Raw genomic sequence first — 26,592 nt, forward strand, 5'->3', positions numbered from 1 at the left:
ATACCATACCACCTTTAAAATGCTATCAGCCCCCTACGAATAAAAAGATAAAAATATTTTAACTTAAAATAGCAATTTTTTGTACTAATACAGCAATATTTTATATCTATATTGAAGTGGAAATAGAATAGAATAATTGTAGTGAATAATAATTTGAAATTTCAGACAATTATTCATTTATCAGAAAAGGGGGAGTTAGCTTATGGCAGAAGTAGGCAGTCATGATTATGACTATGTAGAAGCAGGAACAATTGATGTGAAAGATCTACCACCTTTAGATGCAACAACAAACAAAATTATGAAAGATGAATTTACAACAGGTTTAGGTTTATCGATATTTTACTTTATTTTGATTTTTAGTATCCCTGTTATGAATTGGTTTGCGCCAGCATTTGCGTTTAAGAAGATGTGGGGTGGTATGACAGTTACATGGTTTGTGACAACGATTGTAATGATGGCTATGGCATTTATTATTGCATATGTTCATACGGCCATGTACGAGAAACGTCTAAAAAAATACGATATAGCAAATAAGTAGTTGGAATAAAGGGGGAAATGTTGAATGATGGAAGCTCTATTAGAACCAAAGATGTTAATGACCATTGCTTTAATGGGAACAATTGTATACATTACGTATTTAACAAAAAGAAATGCAACAGCATCGGATTTCTTTGTAGGTGGCCGAAGTTTCGGATGGTTTACAAATGGTTCTGCCATTGGTGGGGATTACTTAAGTGCAGCAACATTCCTAGGCATCGCAGGGTTAACATTTCAACTTGGATATGATGGTGCTTATTATGCTTTTTGCTTCTCCATTGGGTTAACATTATTAGCGATTTTTGTGGCAGGTCCTTTAAGACGCTTTGGTGCATTTACCGTTGCAGATTTTTTAGGTTATCGTTTTCATAGTAGACGAGCACGACTTGTAGCGGTAGCGGTGGTTTTAGCAATTTCTGGATTTTATGCAGCTCCCCAATTATTAGGTGCTGCACAAATTTTAAGTATGTTTTTCGGTACTTCTTATGAATTCGGCATTATATTTACTTGTGTTGTTATGATTTTTTATGTAGGTATTGGTGGTATGAAAGGAACAACCATCAACCAAGCATTAGAGTTGTGGATTCGTCTTGGTGCGTTTATCGTGATGTTAATTGCAGCAGTTTATGGCGGTTTACATTATGATAAAATTTTAGCAGCCATCCATTCATTTAGTGGTCCAATCACAGGCACTTCACCATATGCTTTAGATGGCAATGATATCAATTTTGATGGTGCTGCTTGGACAGGCACGGGCTTCTATTTCCCCACGTTCTGGCAAACAATTAGTATGACGATTGGATTAGCGCTAGGAACAATTGGACTTCCACATATATTATTGCGCTTTTATACAAATCCAAGTGCTAAAGCAGCCCGTAAATCTGCACTCATGGCTATTGGGATTGCAAGCGCGTTCTTCTTGTTAGCTGTTTATTTAGGTGTTGTAGGTCGATCTATTTTCATTTCCGGGACAGCTAGTGAGGAAGTTATGCGTGATTTAGTGCTAGGTGGTAATAATATGGTTATTCCTACTACAGCCCTTGCACTAGGGGGCAAATGGCTACTAGGATTAGTTATAGCGGGAGCATTTGCAGCGATCTTCTCCAATCTTTCAGGGTTGTTTATTACAAGCTCAGGTGCACTAGCTCATGATTTATATGCCAATATCATGAAAAAGGATATTACACAAAAACAACGAGTGATTGCTGGGAAAGTGGCTATTGTATTATTAGGTATTTTATATGGAGCATTGGGTTTACTTGTAAAGGATGCATCCATTGGCCATTTAGTGGCGCTCGCTTTTACTGTCGCTGCAAGTACATTTACACCAATATTCATTTTAGGTATTTGGTGGAGAGGCATGACAGAAAAAGGAGCCATTGCAGGATTATTAATAGGACTTGGCGTGTCTATGTGGATGATCTTTTTACCAGGAACATTACCAAGCTTCTTGCAGTTTAAAATTCCAGGTATTGTGACAGTGCCTGTGGGCTTCTTATCTGTTATTATCGTGTCATTAATAGATCGCAAAGTTCCTGCAGATGTTAATGACTTCATGAAGCGAGTACATTCAAAAGAATCTGAAACTGTCTAATCAATAAGTTATGGCTATTTCTATTGCTTAAACGTAATAGGGATAGCCTTTTTATATTTCTTGGAGAGATTTAGAATCAGCCATATTTAGATATGATATTAGTTATTGTGAATGGTACTGTTATGGTAGAATAGGTAAGATGTTGAGTGAACGGAGGAATGTCTGTGTATAAATATTATGGATTAGCTGCTTTTGTCGTTTTACTGGATCAATGGACAAAATGGCTGATTGTGAAAAATATGGAATATGCTGAACGCATTGCTGTATGGGACCCATGGTTTGGTATTTTGTCTCATCGAAATAGAGGGGCAGCATGGGGGATGCTAGAGGGGCAAATGTGGCTGTTTAGTATTGTCACAGTTGCTGTTATCTGTGCGATTGTCTATTTTTATCATAAAGAAGCAAAGGGAAAGCCTGTTTTTCAAGTTGGCTTAATGCTCTTGCTTGGTGGTGCAGTAGGTAACTTTATTGACCGTCTATTTAGAGGAGAAGTGGTCGATTTTGTAGATGTTTTAATTCCAATTATTAATTATGATTTCCCTATTTTTAATGTGGCAGATGCTGCATTAACAATAGCAGTTGTCGTGCTGATGATTGGCTTAATTATGGAAGATAAAAAAGAGAAGAAACAGGTGAAACAATGACGCAAGTAACATATACAATCGAAGAACAGCAGCAAGGAGAGCGCATTGATAAAGCACTTTCCAGCTTACAATCTGAGTGGTCACGTACGCAAATTGGGAACTGGATTAGTGATGGAGTCATTAAAGTAAACGGTGATGCTGTAAAGGCAAAATATAAGGTTAAAGCTGGTGACATCATCGCTATTGATGTACCAGAAGTGGAAGAATTGGATGTTGTCCCGGAAAATTTAGATTTAGATATTGTTTATGAGGATGCAGATGTTCTTGTTGTGAATAAACCAAAGGGTATGGTGGTACATCCAGCACCGGGCCATATGGGAGGTACACTAGTAAATGGGTTAATGTATCATTGTAAAGACTTATCGGGGATTAATGGTGTACTACGACCTGGGATTGTCCATCGTATCGACAAAGATACATCGGGCTTATTGATGGTTGCTAAAAATGATACGGCTCATGAATCATTAGTCAATCAATTAGTTAATAAAACAGTTACTCGTAAATATATTGCTCTTGTCCACGGGCATATTGCACATGATAAGGGGACAATTGATGCACCAATTGGACGTGACCAAAAAGATCGCCAAAAACAGGCAGTTGTCGATAATGGTAAACATGCTGTCACACACTTCCAAGTTGATGAACGTTTTGGTGACTATACGCTCGTGGAATGTCGTTTAGAAACAGGACGTACACACCAAATACGTGTGCATATGAATTATATTGGTTTCCCACTTGTTGGAGATCCAAAATATGGCCCGAAAAAGACAATCGACTTTGGGGGACAAGTGTTACATGCAGCGACTTTAGGATTCGATCATCCTTCATCTGGAGAATATTTGGAGTTTGAAACACCACTTCCAGCTGATTATGAACAATTATTAAATGATTTACGAAATAGGCATTGACGTATACGAAAAGAAAGTCTATACTAACGACAGTGAATGAACAATTTAACTAAATATTCACCTTTAATGGCAGTCCAGAGAGGCTGAGAAGGGACATGTGATAGTGTTGTGGAAATTTGTGCTGCAAATTTTTCCAACATGCTTTTTCGACACGTATACAACCCTCTCAGGCTATTCGCCTCGAGAGGTTTTTTTATGGACACATGGCCGATAATAGATTGAAGAGAGGAGGATACGAATATGGCACAAAATGAATTATTAGATGGCCCATCAATGACACGAGCATTAACACGTATAGCCCATGAAATTATTGAACGTAATAAAGGAATCGATGAATGTATTTTAGTTGGCATTAAAACACGAGGTGCCTTTCTAGCCAGACGTTTGGCGCAGCGAATTGAAAAAATTGAAGGTAAACCGATTCGTACAGGGGAACTTGATATTACACTTTACCGAGATGATTTAACAACGAAACATGAAAACGAACAAGCACATGTAGAACAAGTTGATATCGAGTATCAAGTGAAAAATCAAAAAATCATCTTAGTGGATGATGTACTTTATACAGGTCGAACAGTACGTGCAGCTCTAGATGCTGTAATGGATTTAGGAAGACCTGCACAAATTCAACTAGCTGTTCTAGTAGATAGAGGACATCGAGAGCTACCAATTAGAGCAGACTATGTGGGAAAAAACGTTCCAACTTCTGGCTCTGAGCGCATTGTTGTCAATTTACAAGAAGTAGACGGAGAAGATTGCGTCATTATTTACAAAGAAGACGAACAATAAAGTGAGGAAACAGTATGTCAAATGCAGTTTTAGATATTAAGGATAAACCGACTCCGCTCCAGCTAGTGACATTAAGTTTCCAGCATATGTTTGCGATGTTTGGTTCAACGATTTTAGTACCGCAGTTAGTTGGTCTTAGTCCAGCGATTGCCCTTTTAACAAGCGGAATTGCTACATTATTCTTCCTATTAATTACGAAATTTCAGGTACCAGCTTATTTAGGATCATCCTTCGCCTTTATTGCACCAATCTTACTTGCTGCAGGTGGTTTAAATGAAGACGGTTCAAGTGTAAATCCAGGCAATGCCATGATCGGTGCTATGGCTGTCGGCATTACGTACGGAATTGTATCCTTAATCATTTGGAAAAGTGGTTATAAGTGGATTATGAAAATCTTGCCACCGATTGTTGTAGGTCCAGTAATTATGGTAATTGGGCTTGGACTTTCTGGTACGGCTGTGAATATGGCGATGAACGTCAATGGAGAGTATAGCTTTTTACACTTCTCAGCTGCTTTAGTTACGGTCTTTACAGCTATCATCTTTACGATTTTCTTTAAAGGAATTTTAAGCACTATGCCAATTTTGATGGGCCTAATTGTAGGATACATTTACTCCATGCTGATCGACATAGTAGACTATACACCGATTGCCAAAGCAAAATTCTTCGCAATGCCTGATTTCTTAATACCAGGTGTGCATTATGAGTTTGAAATAACAACAAAAATTCTACTTATCATGGTACCAATCGTAATTGTAACAATTTCGGAACATATTGGTCATCAATTGGTATTAGGAAAAGTAGTAGATCGGGATTATATTAAAGAGCCAGGACTACACCGTTCGCTACTAGGTGACGGACTTGGCACATTTGTTAGTGCTTTAATCGGAGGTCCTCCGAAAACAACGTATGGTGAAAATATTGGTGTACTAGCCATTACTAGAGTATACAGTATTTACGTTATTGCAGGTGCAGCAGTGGTTGCTATCTTACTATCATTCTTCGGGAAAGCAATGGCAGTAATTGCAACGATTCCAACCGCAGTACTTGGTGGAGTTTCCATATTACTCTTCGGAATTATCGCAGCAAGTGGCTTACGTATGCTAGTAGATAATCATATTGATTTTGGTAACAGTCGTAACCTAGTAATTGCTTCAGTGATTTTAGTCATTGGTATTGGCGGTGCCAAGTTTGTTATCTCAGAATCATTGAGTGTTGAAGGAATGGCACTAGCGGCGATTATTGGTGTGCTATTGAACGCGATTCTACCAGGTAAAAAAGAAGCTGATATACCCGTACAATACAATCAAAATAAAGATTCATAGTAGTACCTTTTAATGAATTGTCCAGAGAGGCAAAAAAAGGGAAGTTGTGGACAGGCTGAAGTAGGATATATGTCTTGCTGTAGTTTGTCACGCCTCCTCATGCCTCGTTGATGACATCAACGGGGCTTTTACTTTATATAAAGAGAACGTCATATATAGACGTTCACGATTCACAACCTAATGGAGGTCACATGATGAAGAACTTATTATCGATGGAACATTTAACAACAGAAGAGATTAACCAAATCCTAGATCTTGCGCAAGCATTTGAAAATGGTGAAACATCATCGTTATCTCGCACACACAAAGTGGCCAATTTATTTTTTGAACCAAGTACTCGCACAAAAACAAGCTTTGAAATGGCAGAATACAAAATTGGCTGTCATGTTATCCCTTTTGATGCAGGGTTTTCAAGTGTTACGAAAGGGGAAACGATGTACGATACTGTCAAAACGTTGGAAATGATTGGTTTAGATGCTGTCATCATTCGAGCGTCAGAAGATGAGTATTACAATGAGCTGCTGGATGGTATTAATGTAGCGATTATTAATGCAGGGGATGGTGCTGGGCAACACCCTTCACAATCCTTATTGGATCTTTATACCATCAAAAAGGAGTTTGGCTATTTCGAAGGGTTGAATGTCACTATTGCAGGAGATATCTCTCATAGTCGAGTAGCGAAATCAAATGCAACAGCATTACAAAATTTAGGGGCAAATGTTCATTTCCTTTGTCCAGAAGAATGGTCTGGCGGTTTTGAAGCGCATCATTCATGGGATAATCTGATCGAAATAAGTGATGTCATTATGTTACTACGTGTGCAACATGAACGTCATAAAGTAAATAAAAGCTTTTCAAAGGAAGGTTACCATCAAGAGTTTGGTTTAACAATTGAACGAGAAAAGCAAATGAAAGAATCAGCCATTATTATGCATCCAGCACCCGTCAATCGTGATGTTGAAATTGCCTCTGAGTTAGTTGAGTGTGATCGCTCTCGAATTTTTGAACAGGTGCGGAACGGTGTTTACACACGGATGGCTATTATGGAAACCATTTTAAAGGGGAGAGAATAACATGACAAAGGTACTTCAAAATGTACAAATGCTAGATGAACAAGGTGAATTGAAGACAGTCAATATTGCAATGGCAGACGGAAAGATTACGGCTATTGGTCAAGATGTGACTGTAGCGGGTGCAGAACTGATTGAAGGACATGGTTTAATCGTAGCGCCAGGCTTTATCGATGTTCATACACATTTACGAGAGCCAGGATTTGAGCATAAGGAAACCATTGCAACAGGTTCGGCATCAGCAGCAAAAGGTGGCTTTACGACAATTTGCGCAATGCCTAATACAAAGCCAGTACCTGATTCGGTTGAAAACATGCAACTCATCAATGGGCTCATTCAGGACAGTGCGGTTATTCGAGTACTCCCATACGGTTCCCTAACAAAGGATATATCGGGTGAGGTTCGAACAAATATTGAAGAATTAAAAGCACATGGAGCAGTGGCATTCTCAGATGATGGTGTTGGTATCCAGCTAGCCTCAACGATGTATGAGCAAATGAAAGATGCGGCCCAGCACGATATGGTCGTTGTAGCGCATTGTGAGGACAACTCATTAATCTATGATGGTGTGATGCATGAAGGAAAGCGTAATAAAGAGCTAGGCCTCCCAGGAATACCTTCCATCTGTGAATCCGTACAAATTGCACGAGATGTACTACTTGCAGAAGCAGCAGGCGCTCGTTACCATGTTTGTCATGTATCGACGAAGGAATCAGTGCGTGCGGTAAGAGATGCAAAGGCTGCGGGAATCCGTGTTACAGCAGAAGTTTGTCCACATCATTTATTGCTAGAAGAGATGGATATTCCATCTGATGATGCTAATTGGAAAATGAACCCACCATTACGCGCAGCTGATGATAAAGATTCTCTACATGCAGCACTACTTGATGGTACAATCGACTGCATTGCAACAGATCATGCGCCACACACAGTAGAAGAAAAATGCTGCGGTATGGTTGGCGCACCATTTGGTATTGTAGGTTTCGAAACAGCTTTCCCACTACTTTATACACAGTTTGTAGAAACAGGAAAGTGGACGTTAAAACAATTAATTGATTGGATGACAGCGAAAGCAGCTGAGATTTTTGATCTGCCATATGGCACATTAGAAGTGGGTGCTTCAGCTGATATGATTTTAATTGATATTCAAAAAGAACAAACGATTGATGCAGAAGGCTTTGTATCAAAAGGTCGTAATACACCATTCAACGGCTGGGTGGCAAAGGGTTGGCCCGTACTAACGATTTTTGAAGGCAATATCGTATATCAGGAGGCAGAGTAATGAAAAAACGTTTACTAGTTTTAGAAGATGGCACAGTATTTACAGGTACAGCATTTGGTAGCGAGCGCGCTTCACAAGGTGAGGTTGTATTCACAACAGGCATGACGGGTTATCAGGAAACGATTTCAGATCCTTCATTCTATGGACAAATTGTCACTTTAACTTATCCTTTAGTTGGTAATTACGGCATTAACCGTGATGACTTTGAATCGATTACGCCAGCAATTCGTGGATTTGTTGTACGTGAATTAGCTAAAAATCCTTCAAATTTCCGCTGTGATTTAACTTTAGATGACTATTTGACATCAAAGGATATCCCAGGAATTGAAGGGATTGATACACGAAAATTAACACGTATTATTCGTAGTAAAGGTTCAGTAAAAGCGATTTTGACAGCTGCTGATGAAGAAGTAAATGTAGATGAAATAGTGGCACAATTAAAAGCAACGCCAGCCATTACACACCATGTTCGTGAAGTATCACCAAAAGCGGCCTACCCATCTCCAGGACGTGGTAAACGAGTTGTCCTAATTGATTATGGAATGAAGCATGGGATTTTACGAGAATTAAACAAACGTGATTGTGATGTGCTAGTAGTACCATATAATACGTCAGCTGAGGAAATTTTAGCTTGGCATCCAGACGGTATCATGCTGTCGAATGGACCAGGAAATCCTGAAGATGTTCAAGAAGGCATTGAAACAGTACGTAGCTTAATTGGAAAAGTGCCAATGTTCGGTATTTGTTTAGGCCATCAAATCTTTTCTTTAGCAAGTGGTGCGAAAGCCTTTAAATTACCATTTGGACATCGTGGTGGTAACCATCCAGTAAAAGATTTACGCACAGGTCGTACAGATTTAACATCTCAGAACCATGGCTATGCCATCGATATTGAATCATTAAAAGATACCGATTTAGAATTAACACATATCGCGTTAAATGATGGAACATGTGAAGGTGTGCGTCATAAAAAATATCCAATTTTCACAGTGCAATATCACCCAGAAGCATCACCAGGTCCAGAAGATTCAAACCACTTATTTGATGAATTCATCGAAATGATGGAAGTAGAAGCAGGGAAGGGGAAACAACATGCCTAAACGTACAGATATTGAAACTATTTTAGTAATCGGCTCAGGCCCAATTGTTATCGGACAAGCAGCAGAATTTGACTATGCAGGAACACAAGCATGTCTTTCATTAAAAGAAGAGGGCTACCGCGTTATTTTAATCAACTCAAACCCTGCTACAATCATGACAGATACAGAAATTGCAGACAAAGTCTATATTGAGCCAATTACTCTTGATTTTGTATCACGTATATTACGTAAAGAACGCCCAGACGCGATTTTACCAACACTTGGTGGTCAAACGGGCCTGAATATGGCGATCGAATTAGACAAATCAGGTATTCTAGATGAGCTTGGGATTGAAATCCTTGGTACTAAATTAGATGCCATCCATAAAGCAGAGGACCGTGATTTATTCCGTAATTTAATGTATGAGTTAGGAGCACCAGTTCCTGAATCTGATATTATTCATAACTTAGATGAAGCGAAAAGATTTGTTGCGAAAATTGGCTATCCTGTCATTGTTCGACCTGCCTTTACACTTGGCGGTACAGGGGGCGGTATTTGCTACAACGATCAAGACTTAGAAGAAATTGTGACATCAGGTTTAAAATATTCACCTGTAACGCAATGTCTATTAGAGAAATCAATCGCAGGCTATAAAGAAATTGAATACGAAGTAATGCGTGATGCAGCTGACAATGCCATCGTTGTATGTAACATGGAAAACGTTGACCCAGTAGGGATTCATACAGGTGACTCAATCGTTGTTGCACCAACGCAAACATTATCTGATCGTGAAAACCAAATGCTACGTAATATTTCACTCGATATTATTCGCGCATTAAAAATTGAAGGTGGCTGTAACGTACAGCTTGCACTTGATCCATATAGCTTTAATTACTATGTGATTGAAGTAAATCCACGTGTCTCTCGTTCATCTGCATTAGCATCAAAAGCAACAGGTTATCCAATTGCTAAGCTAGCCGCTAAAATTGCAGTAGGCTTAACGTTAGATGAAATTAAGAACCCTGTAACTGGCTCAACGTATGCTTGTTTTGAGCCTGCACTGGACTATATCGTAGCAAAAATTCCTCGTTGGCCATTCGATAAATTCGAATCTGCTAAACGTAATCTTGGTACGCAAATGAAAGCTACTGGTGAAGTAATGGCTTTAGGTCGTACTTTTGAGGAAGCTATGCTAAAAGCGGTTCGTTCTCTTGAGACAGGTCAAGTACACTTAGAGTTAAAACATGCTGAAGAAAATTCAGATTCTTGGATTGAAAAACGTATTCGCAAGGCTGGGGATGAACGTCTATTCTTCATCGGTGAAGCTTTACGTCGAGGTGTAACAATTGAACAAATTCATGAATGGTCAGCAATCGATCTATTCTTCTTAAATAAATTTAAAAATATTGTGGATATGGAACAAACGCTTGCTGACAATAAGAATGATAAAGACGTACTACGAACAGCTAAACGTTTAGGCTTTGCAGATAAGAAAATTGCTGAGCTTTGGGAAACAACACCAGAAGAATTGTATGCTTATCGTAAAGAGCATGGTATTATGCCAGTCTATAAAATGGTGGATACATGTGCAGCAGAATTTGAATCAGAAACACCATATTTCTATGGCACATATGAAGACGAAAATGAATCGATTAAGTCAGAAAAACCTTCTGTGGTGGTACTCGGTTCAGGTCCAATCCGCATTGGCCAAGGGGTAGAATTTGACTACGCCACAGTACACTCAGTATGGGCGATTCAAGAAGCAGGTTATGAAGCGATCATCATTAACTCAAATCCAGAAACAGTGTCAACAGATTTCTCAATTTCCGATAAATTATATTTTGAACCATTAACAATTGAGGATGTTATGCATATTATCGACTTAGAACAACCAATTGGTGTTGTTGTTCAATTCGGTGGTCAAACGGCTATTAACCTTGCTGATAAATTAGCTGCTAATGGTGTGAAAATCTTAGGTACGTCTCTTGAGGATATTGACCGTGCAGAAAACCGCGATAAATTTGAGCAGGCGCTACGTGAATTAGATATTCCACAACCTCAAGGAGAAACAGCGGTTTCTACAGAGGAGGCTCTTGCCATTGGTGAGCGTCTAGGCTTCCCAGTGCTTGTCCGCCCTTCTTATGTACTTGGTGGACGTGCAATGGAAATTGTTTATAACCAAGAAGAATTACAGCACTATATGGAAAACGCGGTAGAGGCATCTCCAGATCATCCAGTATTAGTAGACCGTTACTTAACAGGACAGGAAATTGAAGTAGATGCTATCTGTGACGGTGAGAATGTGTTAATACCAGGAATTATGGAGCATATCGAGCGTGCAGGAGTTCACTCTGGTGACTCAATCTCTGTTTATCCACCGCAAAAATTAACACAGGCACAAAAAGATACATTAGTTGACTATACAACTCGTCTTGCGAAGGGGCTAGGCATCATCGGCTTAATGAACATCCAATATGTCATTTCACAAGACGAAGTATTTGTTATCGAGGTGAACCCACGTTCATCACGTACAGTACCGTTCCTAAGTAAGATTACAAATATCCCAATGGCTAATATTGCAACAAAAGCAATCCTTGGCAAATCCATTGTAGAGCAAGGCTATCCAACAGGCCTAGCAGCTGAGCAAAAAGGCGTATTTGTAAAAGTACCAGTGTTCTCATTCGCTAAATTACGACGTGTAGACATTACATTAGGACCTGAAATGAAATCTACTGGTGAAGTAATGGGGAAAGATGCAACATTAGAAAAAGCTCTTTATAAAGGCTTAGTTGCAGCAGGTATGGAAATACGAACAGAAGGTACAGTATTATTCACTGTGTCTGATAAAGATAAGGAAGAAGCGATTGCATTAGCAAAACGCTTCTCAACAGTAGGCTATCGCATTGTAGCAACTGAAGGTACAGCAAAAGCATTTGAAGCAGCAGGCGTACGAACTGATGTAGTAGGCAAGATTGGGGCGAAAGGACAAACATTGATTGACCTTATCCAAAATGGGGAAGCTCAGCTTGTTGTCAACACTTTAACAAAAGGCAAGCAACCAGCTCGTGACGGCTTCCGAATTCGTCGTGAGTCTGTAGAAAATGGTGTTCCTTGTCTAACATCTTTAGATACAGCAGAAGCAATGGTACGTGTTATCGAATCTATGACATTTACAGCAGAACAAATGCCAAAAGCGGAGGTAGTACACTAATATGATACGTCAAGAGAAAATGACGGTCGTCTCTCAAAAGCAAATTGCGACAAACATTTTCGAACTGACACTTCATGGTGAACTGGTTCAGGAGATGACTCCTGGCCAGTTTGTCCATGTAAAGGTGTCGGATTCACTGGAGCCGCTTTTACGTCGACCAATTAGTATTGCAAATATTGATAAAGACAACAATGAGTTTACAATGATCTATCGTGCTGAGGGGCGTGGTACGAAAGTTCTGGCAACAAATCGAGAAGGTCAGCTGGTCAACGTACTTGGACCAATTGGGAATGGTTTCCCAGTAGAAGCGGTGCAAGAGGGAGGTACTGCACTATTAGTTGGTGGTGGCATTGGTGTCCCTCCATTACATGAGCTAGCTAAGCAATTGAATGCTCGTGGTGTGAAAACAATCCACGTCTTAGGCTTCCAAACAAAAGATGTCTGCTTTTATGAGGATGAATTTAGTGCACTTGGTGAAACGCATTATGTTACGGTGGATGGCTCGAAAGGTACAAAAGGCTTTGTAACAACGGTTTTAGAGTCGCATGCTCCTGAATTTGATGTTTTTTATTCCTGTGGACCCTTACCAATGTTAAGAGCATTAGAAGGCTTTTATCCTGAAAAAGAAGGCTATTTATCATTTGAAGAACGTATGGGCTGTGGTATTGGAGCTTGCTTTGCATGTGTATGCAAAACAACTGATCAGGTTGAAAAAGACTATGTTAAAGTTTGCTCTGATGGACCAGTTTTCCCGAAAGGAACGGTGGCACTATGAGTCGTTTAACAATTCAAATACCAGGCTTAGATTTAAAAAACCCTATTATGCCAGCCTCAGGTTGCTTTGGTTTTGGTCGTGAATATGCACAGCTTTATGATTTATCTAAACTGGGGGCTATCATGATTAAGGCAACAACGGTCGAAACGCGTGCAGGTAACCCTACGCCACGTGTTGCCGAAACAGCAGCGGGGATGTTAAATGCCATTGGTCTACAAAATCCAGGCATTGAAAAAGTGATGAATGAGGAATTAAAATTTTTAGAGGATTATAATGTGCCCATCATCGCCAATGTTGCTGGAACAGAGACATCAGACTATGTAGAAGTAGCACGCCGTATTTCAACAGCCTCAAATGTTAAAGCGTTGGAGCTGAATATTTCGTGCCCTAATGTGAAATGTGGTGGTATTCAATTTGGAACAGATCCTGCTACTGCACGTGAGCTGGTCAAGGCTGTCAAGGCTGTGTCAGAAGTGCCAGTCTATGTGAAGTTATCACCAAACGTGACGAACATCGTTGATATTGCCCTAGCTGTTGAAGCAGGTGGAGCAGATGGTATTACCATGATTAATACATTGGTTGGTATGCGTTTAGATGAGCGTACAGGTAAGCCAGTCATAGCTAATGGCACAGGTGGACTATCTGGTCCTGCTGTAAAACCTGTAGCAATACGAATGGTTTATGAGGTGTACAAGGCTGTCAATATTCCGATAATTGGTATGGGCGGTGTAACGGAAGCACAGGATGTCATTGATTTTATGTCCGCAGGTGCTTCAGCTGTAGCAGTAGGAACAGCTAACTTTGTTGACCATTTCGTTTGCCCGAACATTATTGAAGAATTACCAGCAAAGCTGGATGCATTAGGTGTAGAACATATAACAGAGATTATTGGAAGGAGCCATCGTTGATGAATACGAAACCTATACTAGCTCTAGATTTTCCAGGAGAAAAAGAAGTATTCGATTTTCTTAAAAAATTCGATGAGCCTCTTTTCGTGAAAATTGGAATGGAATTATATATGCAAGAGGGACCTGATATCGTACGTAAAGTAAAGGATTTAGGTCATGATATTTTCCTTGATTTAAAATTACATGATATCCCAAATACAGTAGGCTCTGCGATGAAGGGGCTAGCAAAATTAGGGGTAGATTTAGTCAATGTCCATGCTGCAGGCGGACGTGCTATGATGGAAGCAGCTCTAGAAGGACTTGAAGCAGGAACACCAACAGGCAAAGAACGTCCTGCGCTAATAGCTGTTACTCAATTAACATCCACAACAGAAGAACAAATGCAAGCAGAACAAAAGATTGCTCTTTCATTGCAAGAGTCTGTCCTACACTACGCAGGGCTGACAAAGGAAGCAGGCTTACAAGGTGTTGTTTGCTCTGTCCATGAGGCTAAGGCAATTGCTGAGGTGTGTGGAGATGAATTTCTACGTGTCACACCTGGGATTCGTTTAGCTGGAGGTGCTGCACACGATCAAAAACGTATAGCAACACCTGATGGGGCAAAGCATGATGGTTCATCACTCATCGTTGTTGGCCGTGCTGTAACAGGTGCACAGGATCCAGTAGCAGCATATAAAATCGTAAGTGAATTATGGGAGGCATAAATTATGACATTACAAAATGAAATTGCACACGCTATGTTAAAAGTTGGAGCAGTAGAATTAAATCCTACAGAGCTATTTACATGGGCATCTGGTATTAAATCACCTATTTACTGTGATACACGTTTAACAATTTCCGATCCAGTTATTCGTAAACAATTAGCAAATGGTTTAGCCTCTGTCATCAAAGAAAATTTTGGAGCGACAGAAATTGTAGCAGGAACAGCTACAGCAGGTATCCCACATGCGGCATGGGTAAGTGATATTTTAGAATTACCAATGGTTTATGTACGCTCTAAAGCGAAGGAGCATGGCCGTGGTAATCAAATTGAAGGAAAATACGTAGCAGGACAAAAAGTAGTGGTTGTGGAGGATATCGTTTCTACAGGTGGTTCTTCCATTACAGCAGTAGAAGCATTGCGTGCAGCAGGCTGTGAGGTGCTTGGAGTTGTTTGTGTATACACATATAATCTTCCACGCGCTGAACAAGCATTTGATGAGGCTGGCATCCAATACGTATCATTAACAAATTTTGATTATCTGATTGAAGCAGCAAATGAATCAGGCGCTATCAAAGAAGAAGATATTCCATTCTTAAAAGAATGGCATGGAAAATTAAAAGCTGGAGAGCTATAATTAGAAATCTTGTAAAAGTAGTAGTAAAACATAGAGTTACTGGAATATAAAAGAGGGCAAATGCATAGAAACAACTATCGATACTTTTGTTGATAGTTGTTTTTTTGTGTTTTTCGACGTAGTCAAAGGAAAATAAACTTTATTAACTTTTAAGAGAAGTATGGCCTATAGATTAAAGAAATTATAAAAATAATTATTTTTTTAATGTAATATAAAACACTTCATTTGTTTAGTGCTTTAGTAAATAAAATTATTCATTAATAATAATTAGGAAAATTTAGTATCATTCTCTGAATTAAATAAACAATAAAAATCCTTTTATAATCATGTTTTCCAAATAAAAGTAAATTTCGACGTAGTATGTGTGGATCAATTGAGTAGGTTATTATTATTTTAATAAAATAAAAAAATGATACTTTAGGCAAATAAAGTTGAAAATGAACTAATATTCAGTATGCTTAAACCTAAAGTATCCAATTTGAAATGGTATAGTTGTATGGATTATTTTGTATGTAATATTATGAGAATTGTAAAAATTCACTTGATTAAATGTATTATTTCCAGATAAAATAGCATTACGCCTAATTGTCAGAATATTATATACTGATCCAGTTACTATTACATTTGGAAAATAGGATCAATTTTATGTAATGAAGATGTTCTCTTTAAAATTTGATGTTTTTTTTAGCTAATATAATTTTGAAATAGGTTTAACATCTTATGATCTAATTTTTCGGAATATTGAATCTTATGAGGGAAGCCAAAAGCTAATTTCTTTTTACATCTTTTACTTAAAGAATACATTTTAGACATATGTTTCTGTTGCTTACATAAAGGATGTAGTGATTTTTAGTAAAAAAATTAAAGGTGTGATATTAAATGAGCTTAATGTTAGAAGTGAAAAACCTTAAAACTGGTTTCGATATAGATGGGGATATCTATCATGCTGTTGATGATGTTTCTTTTTCAGTCAAATCAGGTCAAATTATTGGGGTAGTTGGAGAATCTGGATGTGGAAAAAGTGTCATGTCACTTTCAGTTATGCAGCTTCTTCCAAAAGGGATTGGCAAAATTACAGGCGGAGAAATTAAGTTTGAAGGAAAAAACATCGAAAATTATTCTAGCGATGACATGAATAAGATTAGAGGAAAAGATATCAGTATGATTTTCCAAGAACCCATGACATCATTAAATCCCGTTTTTACAATTGGTTCACAAATACAAGAGATTATCTTAAATCACTCTAAAATCTCAAAGGCTGAGGCTAAAAGTAAAGCAATAGACTTATTAAAGCAAGTCGGCATACCCAGAGCGGATCAAATTGTAGATGAGTATCCTCACCAATTATCTGGTGGTATGAGACAAAGGGTTATGATTGCCATTGCCATTGCATGTCAACCTAAACTATTAATTGCAGATGAGCCTACTACGGCACTTGATGTGACGGTACAAGCTCAAATCTTAGAGCTATTAAAGACAATTCAAGCAAAAAATGATATGTCCATCGTACTTATTACACATGATTTAGGAGTCGTAGCCGAAATGTGTGATGAAGTAATTATCATGTACGCGGGGAAAATTGTAGAAAAAACAAATGTAGATAATTTGTTCCACAATCCTCAGCATCCTTATACAAAGCTATTAATGGCTTCTATACCAAGAATCGATGAGGAAGTTGAAAAGTTAACGACCATTCAAGGGATTGTACCTTCGTTGAAAAATATGCCCCAAATAGGTTGCCGTTTTGTGGATAGATGTCCTTCAGCTATGCCTGATTGTAGCAAGGTTACGCCGCAACTTTCCTTTATAGATGATGGACATGAGGTATCTTGTTTACTTTATGAAAGTTGCGATACTAGAAAGGGTGTGAGCTGACAGCATGAATGAAACAATCGTAAAACAAAAAAAGGATAACTTATTAGAAATAATTGATTTGAAAACATATTACCCAATCAAAGGTGGCTTCTTAAGGCATACTGTCGGTCATGTAAAAGCAGTGGATAACATTTCTTTTTCTATTAAAAATGGCGAGACATTAGGGTTAGTTGGAGAATCGGGTTGCGGCAAATCGACAACTGGACGGACAATTTTAAGATTATTAGACTCGACGGATGGAAAAATTATCTTTGACGGTAAAGATATTACAAACTTGAGAGGGAAATCTTTAAGAGATATACGAAAAGATATTCAAATGGTATTTCAGGATCCATACGCATCTTTAAATCCTATGCAAATGGTAGGAAGCATTGTTGCAGAGCCGATTATGAATTTTAGTAACAAATCATTGAAATCATTAAAAGGCGAGGTAATGGAGCTATTAAGAAAAGTCGGCTTACCTGAAGATGCCTATTATAAATATGCTCATGAGTTCTCAGGTGGTCAGCGCCAGCGTATTGGTATTGCTCGGGCACTTGCACTTAGACCAAAGCTTATTATTGCAGACGAGCCTGTTTCAGCCTTAGATGTATCAGTACAATCACAAGTTCTTAATCTATTAAAAGAACTTCAGGATGAGTTTGATTTAACATTCCTGTTTATCGCACATGATTTAAGTGTGGTCAAGCATATGAGCGATCGAATTGGCGTGATGTATCTAGGAAATATTGTAGAAATAGCTGATAAGGAACATATTTACGATGAGCCATTACATCCTTATACACAAGCATTGATCTCTGCAATACCTGTGCCTGATCCGAGAAAGAAAAATAGTCGTATTGTTTTAGAGGGAGATATACCGAGTCCTGCTAATCCACCATCAGGCTGTCCATTCCATCCAAGATGTCCAAAGGCAATGGCAGAATGTTCATTATCTAAGCCAGCTTTAAAGGAGGTGAAGTCGGGGCATAGTGTTGCTTGTCATTTATATTAAAAACTAAAAACGGAAAATAGTTATTGACAAAAATAAAATTACGGGGGGAAAAAAATGAAAAAATCAGCATTATGGTCATTTATGCTATTGCTAGTTATGGCATTATTTTTAGCTGCATGTAATAATGACTCATCAAAAACAGAGAAGGAAAATGAAAAGGATACAAGTGGGGATACAACGACAACAACAGATAAACCTTCTACAGAGGGTGGCATCGTAACATATGGTACAGATGTTGCACCTGAAGGCGTATATGATCCTGCTTATTCAGGTAGTATTGTAGACAGCTATATTCAAAATTTCACAATGGAAGGTATTTATGATGTAAATGATGACTTAGAATATGTTCCAAACTTAGCTTCATGGGAAATTAGTGAGGATAAATTAACGTATACGTTTACATTCCAGAAGGGTGTAAAATGGCATAATGGTGAGGAATTAACAGCTGATGACTGGGTTTTTGCTTTAGAAACTCTTGCGCATCCTGATTATGCTGGACCTCGCTACAATTATGTTGAGGGAATTAAAGGTGCCAAAGCTAAAAAAGAAGGTAAGGCTGACAAAATCGAAGGTATTGAAGTAGTAGATCCATACACTGTAAAAATCACTTTTGAACAAGTGAAAATTAATAATTTAGAAAATCTATGGTCAAATCCAATGCCGAAGAAACATTATGAAGGTATTGCTGTTAAGGATTTAGAGGAGTCAAAGCAAGTTCGTGAAAATCCTGTTGGCTTAGGGCCATTTAAGGTGAAAAAAGTTGTAGATGGAGAATATTCTGAATTAGAGCGTTTTGATGATTACTGGAAGGGCAAACCACAGCTTGATGGTGTTATTGTAAAAGTAATTGACCCATCATTAGCAACTGGTGCATTCCAAAATGGAGAAATTGACATTATGGATATTAGACCACAATCTGTAAAAGAATTAGAAGCATTAGGCAATGTACGTATTGAAGAAACTAATGGTGTGGGCTATTCATATATCGGACTTCGTTTTGGTCATCGTGATAAAGCTACATTAAAAAATGTGGCAGATTTTGATAAATTTAATGCAAAAGAATTACGTCAAGCATTATTATATGCAATTAACCGTCCAGCAATGATCGATGCTTTCTTAGAAGGAAAAGCAACAGTTGCCAACACTGTGATTCCAACTACTTTCTGGACTGCTGCACCAGAGTCAGAACTAAACCAATATGAATTCAACCCAGAAAAAGCAAAAGAGCTATTAGCATCTGCAGGTTATGTAGATAAAGATGGTGATGGTTTCGTAGAAGATCCAAAGGGACAACCATTTAAAATTTCATTTGGTCACTATGCAGGTTCAGCAGCATTTGAAGGACGTGCACAAGCAATTGTTCAATCTTGGAATGATATTGGTGTAAAAACAGAATTAGCGACAGGTAGTTTAATTGAGTTTAACTTATATAATGATATGAAAGATAATGATGATGCAGCTTTAGAAGCATTCTTCGGTGCGTGGAGTACAGGTGCTGATCCAGATCCATCAGGATTATGGGGTAATGACGCTGAGTGGAACTATGGTCGTTGGGTAGATCCTAAAAACCAAGAATTATTGGATAAAGGCTTAAGTGAAGAAGCATTTGACAAAGAAAAACGTATGGCAACATATGTTGAATGGCAAAAATACTTCAACGAAGAATTACCTGCACTTCCTTTATGGGAAAACTTAGATTTATATGGTATTAATAACCGTTTACAAGGTGTTCATGTCAACGCTGTTGGCTTCCAAACGGATGTTTATAAATGGCATATTAAAGAATAAGCTATTGTGTACTTTAATTCTTGCTAACTAAGTCCTTGAAAAGAGGACTTAGTTAGTAAATTTATAGATAAGGAGACGTTACATGCTTCAATATACACTTCGACGACTACTTGGCATGATCCCATTGTTACTCCTTATTTCGTTGGTGGTATTCTTTTTAGCGAAAATGATGCCAGGAGATGCATTTGCTGGTGAAATTGATCCTTCTAATACGAATCCACAATATATCGAAGAAATGAGAGAAAAATTAGGCTATAACGATCCTATTATCCAACAATACGGTAGATGGATTGTTAATTTTATGCAAGGGGATTTTGGTAAATCAACTGTTTATAAGAAACCAGCAGTAGAAATTATTGCGCAGCGTATACCTAATACCATATTTTTAGCTCTAACATCGTTAATTTTTACCTACATATTTGCATTTATCATGGGCATGTATGCTGGTAGAAAACCCTATACACTTGGGGATAATTTGATTGCAACGTATAATTATCTAGCTTTAGCCATTCCGTCATTTGTTGCGGGAATTGTAGCCATTTACTTTTTCTCGTTCAAGTTAGGTTGGTTCCCATTTAACGGATCTGTTGGTGTCGGGCTAGAGCCTGGAAATTTGGACTACTATATAAGTAGATTCCACCATGTTTTACTACCTGCGCTTATATTAGGATTGATGGGAACAGCATCCTATACACAATTTTTGCGGAATGACATTATTGAAAATAGTAGAAAAGATTTTGTAAGAACTGCGAGAGCAAAGGGAACAAAAGAATCGAAAATTTATAACAAACATATTTTACGAAATTCTATTATTCCTCTTATTACGTTCCTTGGGTTTGATATCGCAACTTTAATTAGCGGTGCGGTAATAACAGAAACAATCTTTACGTATCCTGGAATAGGTGCTCTCTTCCTTGAATCAGTTGGAAGAAGGGATTATGCAGTCATGATGTCGATCACAATGTTACTTTCGTTTTTAACACTTTTTGGAAATTTAATAGCGGATTTATTATATGGTGTAGTAGATCCACGTATTAGATTGGATTAAGGAGGGGGAAATATGACATTGGTAACGGATCAAGAAGTTTTAACGCCAAAATCGCCAAAGAAAAGCCCCTCGCCATGGGTAATTGCGAGACGAAAGTTCTTTAAAAATAAACTAGCCTTGATTAGCCTTATATTTTTACTGATTGTTATTATCTTATCGTTTCTAGCACCATATATTACAACTAAAGATATTGTCCGGGTGGATTTTACCCAAATAAGTAAACCACCCTCTAGTGAAAATTGGTTAGGAACAGATACAAATGGACGAGATGTGTTTACAAGAATGCTCTATGCTGGTAGATCCTCTTTAACAGTGGGATTAAGCTGTATGTTCTTTATTGTTTTAATTGGAACTACAGTCGGCGCAATTTCAGGGTACTTTGGTGGAAAAATAGATCAAATACTCATGAGATTTACAGATTTTATCTTAATGTTTCCATTTATGATTTTTGTAATTGTTTTAAATCAAATTCTAATTGGAAAAGTATCTGGTCTATGGACTTTGATTTTTGTTATCTCACTGTTAATGTGGGGATCAGTTGCAAGGATTGTACGAAGTAGGGTGCTTGCTGAAAAGGAAAATGAGTATATATTAGCAGCTCAATCAATAGGATGTAAATCATCAAAGATTATTATGAAGCATTTACTACCTAATGTTGCTTCGACGATTATTGTACAAGCAACATTGCTGATGGCTGTAACAATCGTCGCTGAATCTGGTTTAAGCTTTTTAGGGTTAGGCGTACCAGCAGATACACCAAGTTGGGGGAATATGCTGTCCGAAGCTAGAAACTCAGAGGTATTAAAGGAGAAGCTTTGGATGTGGGTGCCTCCTGCAACAGCTATTACACTAGTAATTTTGTCCATTAATTTTATCGGAGAAGGGTTAAAGGATGCATTAAATCCAAAATCTAGAAGGTAATTAAAAAATGGGTATTAAATAAATGACAAGAAAATAGGGCACCTTTAAATGTGATTACTTTTACATTTAAAGGTGCCGAATTTTATAAAGGATAATAGTTTAATACATAGTAATATTGATTGTCCTTACAAAGAAGATAGAGACCTGAAATAATGTTTTGAGACCAACTATTATGGTCTAATCACACAAGGCTTTGGACTGTGGCATGGACCTGGATAGGCAGATGCTGTGGTAGAACCAACACTAATTAATACGATTGTAAAACAACATGTAGCAAGAAGAAGTTTCATACTTTTTTTCATTGAATACACCCCTTTATTCGTGTTAACTCTATCATAATATATTCCTTAAAATATTTAAATTAATTTTACATAAATGGTATTTATTAACTAATTATTTTGTGTAAAATAAAAGAATGAAGGGAATTATAGTCTACTAAAAGGTAGTAAGTTTATCTAGGTTTAGTCTGATGGGGATATTGGGTAATAAAAGAAGTAAATTAAAAAAACTCCCATCACAGTTTTTATACTGTCGATAGGAGTTATAGCTTTTAGCGATTAGCAACCCAAGTTTTTACTAGATCAGCAGTACCATAAACATAATGCTGGTCACCTACTTCATGGTAGGTTGCACTTTCGTCAACCTCTGTATGCTTGTACTGAATACGTTGACGGCGCTTCTCTGACATTGGATCAGGAAGTGGGATAGCTGATAGTAAAGATTTTGTATACGGATGAACAGGGTTATTGTAGATATCGTCTGCTTTACCGATTTCCATGATTTTACCGCGGTACATTACAGCAATACGGTCACTGATGTATTTTACCATAGATAAGTCATGGGCAATGAAAAGATATGTTAAGCCACGTTCTTTTTGTAGTTGTTTTAGTAAGTTAACAACTTGCGCTTGAATAGATACGTCTAGCGCAGAGATTGGCTCATCCGCAATGATAAACTTAGGATCTAAACTTAGTGCACGGGCAATCCCAATACGTTGACGTTGACCACCAGAGAATTCGTGTGCGTAACGATTCGCGTGCTCTTTGTTTAAACCAACAGCTTCAAGTAACTCTTGGATTTTTGCACGACGTTCTTTTTTATCCTTGTAAAGGCCATGAATATCAAAGGCTTCACCAATGATCTCACCAGCTGTCATACGAGGGTTTAAAGAAGCATAAGGATCTTGGAAAATCATTTGCATTTGACGGTTAAATTTCTTTAACTCAGTTTTGGATTTTTTTCCATGGACATTTTCACCATCGAAAACAATCTCGCCACCTGTAATATCATATAATCGAATAATTGAACGACCAGTTGTTGACTTACCACAACCTGATTCACCCACAAGACCAAGTGTTTCACCTTCGTAGACATCGAAGCTGATACCATCTACAGCTTTGATAGGATTACTTGGCGAACCAAAATGCTGCTGTAAATTTTTGATTTCAAGAATTTTTTTCGCACCAGTTTTAGTCATTTTCTTGTGCCTCCTTTGCTAAATACCCTTCAATACGTTTAGCAACCGCATCTGGAAGAGGAATCTTTGGTGCATCAGGATGCAACAACCAAGTCTTTGCAAAATGTGTTTCACTTACTTGGAACATTGGTGGCTCTTGTTCATAATCAATCGCCATAGCATACTCGTTACGAGCTGCAAATGCATCACCCTTAGGTGGATTCGTAAGATCGGGTGGTGAGCCTGGAATCGTACGTAATAGCTCATCAGTATCATTATCTAAATCTGGCATTGAACCAAGTAGACCCCATGTGTAAGGATGCTTTGGATTATAGAAAATATCATTCACAGTACCATATTCAACGATTTGCCCAGCGTACATTACCGCTACACGGTCAGCGATATTCGCCACTACACCTAAATCGTGTGTAATGAAAATGATAGATGTTTTCGAGTTTTTCTGAATTTCTTTCATTAATTCTAAAATTTGCGCTTGAATTGTTACGTCTAGAGCTGTTGTCGGCTCATCTGCAATTAATAGCTTAGGATCAGCTGCAAGTGCAATGGCAATAACAACACGTTGACGCATACCACCAGAAAATTCATGTGGGTATTGGTTATAGCGTTTTTCAGGGAAGGGGATACCTACCTGTGTTAAAAGCTCAATCGCGCGTTTTTTCGCTTCGTCTTTAGAAACTTTTTTGTGTTGCAAAATGACTTCAGTAATTTGACGTCCGACCTTCATTGTTGGATTCAAACTTGTCATAGGATCTTGGAAAATCATTGCAATTTCATTTCCGCGTACTTTAGACATTTCTTTATCAGTTAATGGAACTAAATCACGGCCATTGAATAAAATTTGTCCTGACTCATAAATACCAGGTGGCTGGGGAATTAGTTTCATTAATGCATTACTTGTAACACTTTTACCAGAGCCTGATTCACCTACTATAGCGAGTGTTTCACCCTCCTTTAAATCAAAGTTAACACCACGTACAGCACGGACAAGCCCTGCGTAAGTTTTAAAATTAATTCTTAAATCTTTTACTTCTAGAATTGTTTTACTCATTTCGGCCACCTCCTTATTTACGTAGTTTTGGATCTAGAGCGTCACGTAAGCCGTCACCAACTGCGTTAAACGCAAAGATTGTCAGTGAGATAAATACTGCTGGGAAAATCAAGCGCCATGGAGCATTGGCAATAGCTTTATTACCATCAGAGGCCATTGTACCCCAAGAAGCTGTCGGAGCAGGCACCCCAAGACCAAGGTAGCTTAGGAATGATTCGGTGAAAATAGCAGATGGAATTGTTAACGTCATCGTTACTAAGATTGCACCAAGAGCATTCGGAACTAAGTGTTTAATAATTAAATGGCCTGTACTAGCACCTAATGTACGAGCAGCAAGAACATACTCTTGATTTTTAATAGATAGTACTTCACCACGAACGATACGTGCCATGTTAATCCATCCAGTGATGGACAGGGCAATAATCATAGGAATTAAACCAGGTTGCATAACAACTAAAAGTACGATTACTACTAGAAGGTAAGGTACAGCTGTTAAAACGTCAGCAATACGCATCATGATGTTATCAACGCGACCGCCTGCTAAGCCTGAAATACTTCCCCATAAAACACCGATGATTAAGTCAATAATCGCTGCAGCAATTCCGATAAATAGGGAAATACGAGCGCCTTCCCAAATACGAACGAAAATATCACGACCAAGGTCGTCCGTTCCAAACCAAAATTGTGCAGATGGTGGTGCATTGTAAACACCTAGCTGATCACTTGCTTTATATTGAGAAAGCATTGGTACGAATGTAGCCATTAAAATAACAATGATTAAAATGATTATCCCAATGATGGCTAATTTGTTATGAGAGAAACGGAGAAATACTTCTTTCCAAAAGGAGACTGATTTATCAGCTAATTTTTCCGTTGCTTCATGATTTCCACCAACAATTTTAAACTTATCTTTTTCAATTTGTTGCTGTGTCATTATTTTTTCGCTCCTTTCAGTTTAATACGCGGATCAATCACACTATATAGAATATCAACGATTAATACCGCAAATAAAAGGATGATGGAATAGAACACCGTCGTACCCATAATTACTGTATAGTCACGGTTTGTAATACTTTGAACAAAGTGCTTACCAAGTCCAGGAATAGCGAAAATTTGCTCAACAATGAAACTACCTGTTACAACACCAGCTGTTAATGGACCAAGGTATGTTACGACTGGCAGAAGGGCATTTCGTAATGTATGACGGAATACGATTGTCCATTTACCAATACCTTTTGCACGAGCCATTTTTACATAATCACTATTGTTTTGTTCAAGCATACTTGAACGTGTTAATTTTGCGATAAAGCCCATGTGTGAGAAAGCGATTGCAAGGGCTGGTAAAATACTATAAATAAAGCCCTTCCACCCACTAATAGGGAACCAGCCTAGCTTAAAGGCTAAGAAATACTGCATTAAACCTGCTAAGATAAATGAAGGTACTGATATACCGAGCACCGCAAAGGACGTTGCCAAATAATCCGGGAACCTATTATGATATAGCGCGGAAACTACGCCAATTAATACACCGAATCCAACTGCTAATAGCATAGCTTCAATCCCTAATGTTAATGAAACAGGGAAACTTTCAGAAATCATATCATTTGTAGAACGCGCTTTATATTTCATTGACTCACCGAAATTGAATGTGGCCGTATCGATTAAATAATCTTTATATTGAATATACCAAGGGTTATTTAATCCATACGTTTCGTTTAACTTCTCCTCAATTTGAGGTGGGAAATTACGTTCACTCGCGAAAGGACTACCAGGAGCGAGACGCATTAAGAAAAACGTAACCGTTACGATGACGAAAAGCGCGAGAAGTATATACATCAGCCTTTTCAAAATATATTTAATCACATAAAACTCCTCCTTCTATTTGTCAATTTTCAGACAAATATATGCCTTCGTATTTTAAAAAGAGCTGACTCGCGCCGAAGTGGCTACGAGGCAGCTCTTCGCTGTAGAGCTAAATAAGC

The 26,592-nt window shown here is 38.1% G+C and carries 23 protein-coding genes; 19 read left to right on the forward strand and 4 right to left on the reverse strand.

Annotated features, from left to right (window positions below):
• Positions 1–202: 202 nt before the first annotated feature.
• The 19 genes from HCH28_RS03425 (at position 203) to opp4C (ending at position 22,085) form a co-directional block, all read left to right on the forward strand.
• Positions 203–538, forward strand: a complete 336-nt coding sequence (locus HCH28_RS03425; protein ID WP_004227342.1) for a DUF485 domain-containing protein — start codon at positions 203–205, stop codon at positions 536–538.
• Between the two features lie 24 nt (positions 539–562).
• A complete protein-coding gene (locus HCH28_RS03430) occupies positions 563–2,131 on the forward strand; it encodes a sodium/solute symporter (protein ID WP_004227344.1) in 1,569 nt (522 codons plus the stop codon).
• A 164-nt stretch (positions 2,132–2,295) separates the two neighbouring features.
• Positions 2,296–2,775, forward strand: coding sequence for a signal peptidase II (gene lspA / locus HCH28_RS03435; RefSeq protein ID WP_004227346.1), 480 nt, complete (start codon positions 2,296–2,298; stop codon positions 2,773–2,775).
• Positions 2,772–3,683 carry an RluA family pseudouridine synthase gene (locus HCH28_RS03440; RefSeq protein WP_221679766.1) on the forward strand — a complete coding sequence of 304 codons (912 nt, stop codon included), beginning with the start codon at positions 2,772–2,774 and terminating at the stop codon, positions 3,681–3,683. Before lspA ends, HCH28_RS03440 begins: the two co-directional genes overlap by 4 nt.
• A 240-nt stretch (positions 3,684–3,923) precedes the next feature.
• A complete protein-coding gene (gene pyrR, locus HCH28_RS03445) occupies positions 3,924–4,472 on the forward strand; it encodes a bifunctional pyr operon transcriptional regulator/uracil phosphoribosyltransferase PyrR (protein ID WP_004227349.1) in 549 nt (182 codons plus the stop codon).
• A 14-nt stretch (positions 4,473–4,486) separates the two neighbouring features.
• Positions 4,487–5,797, forward strand: coding sequence for a uracil-xanthine permease family protein (locus tag HCH28_RS03450; protein ID WP_221679768.1), 1,311 nt, complete (start codon positions 4,487–4,489; stop codon positions 5,795–5,797).
• Positions 5,798–5,991: 194 nt separating this feature from the next.
• Complete coding sequence (locus tag HCH28_RS03455) at positions 5,992–6,870, forward strand: aspartate carbamoyltransferase catalytic subunit (protein ID WP_131521614.1); 879 nt, start codon at positions 5,992–5,994, stop codon at positions 6,868–6,870.
• Between the two features lies 1 nt (position 6,871).
• Positions 6,872–8,149: a dihydroorotase gene (locus HCH28_RS03460; RefSeq protein WP_221679770.1), complete on the forward strand. Its 1,278-nt coding sequence runs from the start codon at positions 6,872–6,874 to the stop codon at positions 8,147–8,149.
• Positions 8,149–9,249: a glutamine-hydrolyzing carbamoyl-phosphate synthase small subunit gene (carA, locus tag HCH28_RS03465; RefSeq protein ID WP_221679772.1), complete on the forward strand. Its 1,101-nt coding sequence runs from the start codon at positions 8,149–8,151 to the stop codon at positions 9,247–9,249. The genes HCH28_RS03460 and carA overlap by 1 nt, the downstream gene beginning before the upstream one ends.
• A complete protein-coding gene (gene carB / locus HCH28_RS03470; protein ID WP_221679773.1) occupies positions 9,242–12,439 on the forward strand; it encodes a carbamoyl-phosphate synthase large subunit in 3,198 nt (1,065 codons plus the stop codon). The genes carA and carB overlap by 8 nt, the downstream gene beginning before the upstream one ends.
• Before the next feature lies 1 nt (position 12,440).
• Complete coding sequence (locus tag HCH28_RS03475; protein WP_004227355.1) at positions 12,441–13,214, forward strand: dihydroorotate dehydrogenase electron transfer subunit; 774 nt, start codon at positions 12,441–12,443, stop codon at positions 13,212–13,214.
• Entirely contained in the window at positions 13,211–14,122 is a 912-nt protein-coding gene (locus HCH28_RS03480; RefSeq protein ID WP_048394627.1) for a dihydroorotate dehydrogenase, read from the forward strand. Before HCH28_RS03475 ends, HCH28_RS03480 begins: the two co-directional genes overlap by 4 nt.
• The gene (gene pyrF / locus HCH28_RS03485; protein WP_221679775.1) at positions 14,122–14,826 is read left to right on the forward strand and encodes an orotidine-5'-phosphate decarboxylase; all 705 of its coding nucleotides are present in this window, start codon (positions 14,122–14,124) and stop codon (positions 14,824–14,826) included. Before HCH28_RS03480 ends, pyrF begins: the two co-directional genes overlap by 1 nt.
• A gap of 3 nt (positions 14,827–14,829) precedes the next feature.
• Positions 14,830–15,459 (forward strand): orotate phosphoribosyltransferase, encoded by a 630-nt coding sequence (pyrE, locus tag HCH28_RS03490; RefSeq protein ID WP_048394623.1) that lies wholly within the window; start codon positions 14,830–14,832, stop codon positions 15,457–15,459.
• A gap of 879 nt (positions 15,460–16,338) precedes the next feature.
• Complete coding sequence (locus HCH28_RS03495) at positions 16,339–17,334, forward strand: ABC transporter ATP-binding protein (RefSeq protein ID WP_048395394.1); 996 nt, start codon at positions 16,339–16,341, stop codon at positions 17,332–17,334.
• A 4-nt stretch (positions 17,335–17,338) separates the two neighbouring features.
• Entirely contained in the window at positions 17,339–18,328 is a 990-nt protein-coding gene (locus HCH28_RS03500) for an ABC transporter ATP-binding protein (RefSeq protein WP_048395393.1), read from the forward strand.
• A gap of 54 nt (positions 18,329–18,382) precedes the next feature.
• Positions 18,383–20,116, forward strand: a complete 1,734-nt coding sequence (gene opp4A / locus HCH28_RS03505) for an oligopeptide ABC transporter substrate-binding protein (protein WP_221679777.1) — start codon at positions 18,383–18,385, stop codon at positions 20,114–20,116.
• A gap of 82 nt (positions 20,117–20,198) precedes the next feature.
• A complete protein-coding gene (gene opp4B, locus HCH28_RS03510) occupies positions 20,199–21,164 on the forward strand; it encodes an oligopeptide ABC transporter permease (protein WP_016994271.1) in 966 nt (321 codons plus the stop codon).
• A 12-nt stretch (positions 21,165–21,176) separates the two neighbouring features.
• Positions 21,177–22,085 (forward strand): oligopeptide ABC transporter permease, encoded by a 909-nt coding sequence (gene opp4C, locus HCH28_RS03515; protein ID WP_048395389.1) that lies wholly within the window; start codon positions 21,177–21,179, stop codon positions 22,083–22,085.
• 550 nt (positions 22,086–22,635) lie between these two features.
• On the opposite strand, the gene HCH28_RS03520 is transcribed toward opp4C, so the two are convergent.
• The 4 genes from HCH28_RS03520 to HCH28_RS03535 are packed head-to-tail and all read right to left on the reverse strand — an operon-like array spanning position 22,636 to position 26,473.
• Positions 22,636–23,562: an ABC transporter ATP-binding protein gene (locus tag HCH28_RS03520; RefSeq protein ID WP_221679779.1), complete on the reverse strand. Its 927-nt coding sequence runs from the start codon at positions 23,560–23,562 to the stop codon at positions 22,636–22,638.
• On the reverse strand, positions 23,555–24,610 hold the full coding sequence (locus tag HCH28_RS03525; protein WP_221679782.1) for an ABC transporter ATP-binding protein: 1,056 nt from the start codon (positions 24,608–24,610) through the stop codon (positions 23,555–23,557). The genes HCH28_RS03520 and HCH28_RS03525 overlap by 8 nt, the downstream gene beginning before the upstream one ends.
• Before the next feature lie 13 nt (positions 24,611–24,623).
• On the reverse strand, positions 24,624–25,544 hold the full coding sequence (locus tag HCH28_RS03530; protein WP_004227369.1) for an ABC transporter permease: 921 nt from the start codon (positions 25,542–25,544) through the stop codon (positions 24,624–24,626).
• Entirely contained in the window at positions 25,544–26,473 is a 930-nt protein-coding gene (locus HCH28_RS03535; protein WP_004227372.1) for an ABC transporter permease, read from the reverse strand. Before HCH28_RS03535 ends, HCH28_RS03530 begins: the two co-directional genes overlap by 1 nt.
• Positions 26,474–26,592: the final 119 nt, after the last annotated feature.

Source organism: Lysinibacillus sp. K60 (genome assembly GCF_019731275.1).
Taxonomy (GTDB): Bacteria; Bacillota; Bacilli; order Bacillales_A; family Planococcaceae; genus Lysinibacillus; species Lysinibacillus capsici.

Bases quoted from the DNA above. Each gene is read 5' to 3' on its own strand.
- HCH28_RS03425 (WP_004227342.1), top strand. From the start codon at position 203: ATGGCAGAAGTAGGCAGTCATGATTATGACTATGTAGAAGCAGGAACA.
- HCH28_RS03430 (WP_004227344.1), top strand. From the start codon at position 563: ATGATGGAAGCTCTATTAGAACCAAAGATGTTAATGACCATTGCTTTA.
- HCH28_RS03440 (WP_221679766.1), top strand. From the start codon at position 2,772: ATGACGCAAGTAACATATACAATCGAAGAACAGCAGCAAGGAGAGCGC.
- pyrR (WP_004227349.1), top strand. From the start codon at position 3,924: ATGGCACAAAATGAATTATTAGATGGCCCATCAATGACACGAGCATTA.
- HCH28_RS03450 (WP_221679768.1), top strand. From the start codon at position 4,487: ATGTCAAATGCAGTTTTAGATATTAAGGATAAACCGACTCCGCTCCAG.
- HCH28_RS03455 (WP_131521614.1), top strand. From the start codon at position 5,992: ATGAAGAACTTATTATCGATGGAACATTTAACAACAGAAGAGATTAAC.
- HCH28_RS03460 (WP_221679770.1), top strand. From the start codon at position 6,872: ATGACAAAGGTACTTCAAAATGTACAAATGCTAGATGAACAAGGTGAA.
- carA (WP_221679772.1), top strand. From the start codon at position 8,149: ATGAAAAAACGTTTACTAGTTTTAGAAGATGGCACAGTATTTACAGGT.
- carB (WP_221679773.1), top strand. From the start codon at position 9,242: ATGCCTAAACGTACAGATATTGAAACTATTTTAGTAATCGGCTCAGGC.
- HCH28_RS03475 (WP_004227355.1), top strand. From the start codon at position 12,441: ATGATACGTCAAGAGAAAATGACGGTCGTCTCTCAAAAGCAAATTGCG.
- HCH28_RS03480 (WP_048394627.1), top strand. From the start codon at position 13,211: ATGAGTCGTTTAACAATTCAAATACCAGGCTTAGATTTAAAAAACCCT.
- pyrF (WP_221679775.1), top strand. From the start codon at position 14,122: ATGAATACGAAACCTATACTAGCTCTAGATTTTCCAGGAGAAAAAGAA.
- pyrE (WP_048394623.1), top strand. From the start codon at position 14,830: ATGACATTACAAAATGAAATTGCACACGCTATGTTAAAAGTTGGAGCA.
- HCH28_RS03495 (WP_048395394.1), top strand. From the start codon at position 16,339: ATGAGCTTAATGTTAGAAGTGAAAAACCTTAAAACTGGTTTCGATATA.
- HCH28_RS03500 (WP_048395393.1), top strand. From the start codon at position 17,339: ATGAATGAAACAATCGTAAAACAAAAAAAGGATAACTTATTAGAAATA.
- opp4A (WP_221679777.1), top strand. From the start codon at position 18,383: ATGAAAAAATCAGCATTATGGTCATTTATGCTATTGCTAGTTATGGCA.
- opp4B (WP_016994271.1), top strand. From the start codon at position 20,199: ATGCTTCAATATACACTTCGACGACTACTTGGCATGATCCCATTGTTA.
- opp4C (WP_048395389.1), top strand. From the start codon at position 21,177: ATGACATTGGTAACGGATCAAGAAGTTTTAACGCCAAAATCGCCAAAG.
- HCH28_RS03520 (WP_221679779.1), bottom strand. From the start codon at position 23,562: ATGACTAAAACTGGTGCGAAAAAAATTCTTGAAATCAAAAATTTACAG.
- HCH28_RS03525 (WP_221679782.1), bottom strand. From the start codon at position 24,610: ATGAGTAAAACAATTCTAGAAGTAAAAGATTTAAGAATTAATTTTAAA.
- HCH28_RS03530 (WP_004227369.1), bottom strand. From the start codon at position 25,544: ATGACACAGCAACAAATTGAAAAAGATAAGTTTAAAATTGTTGGTGGA.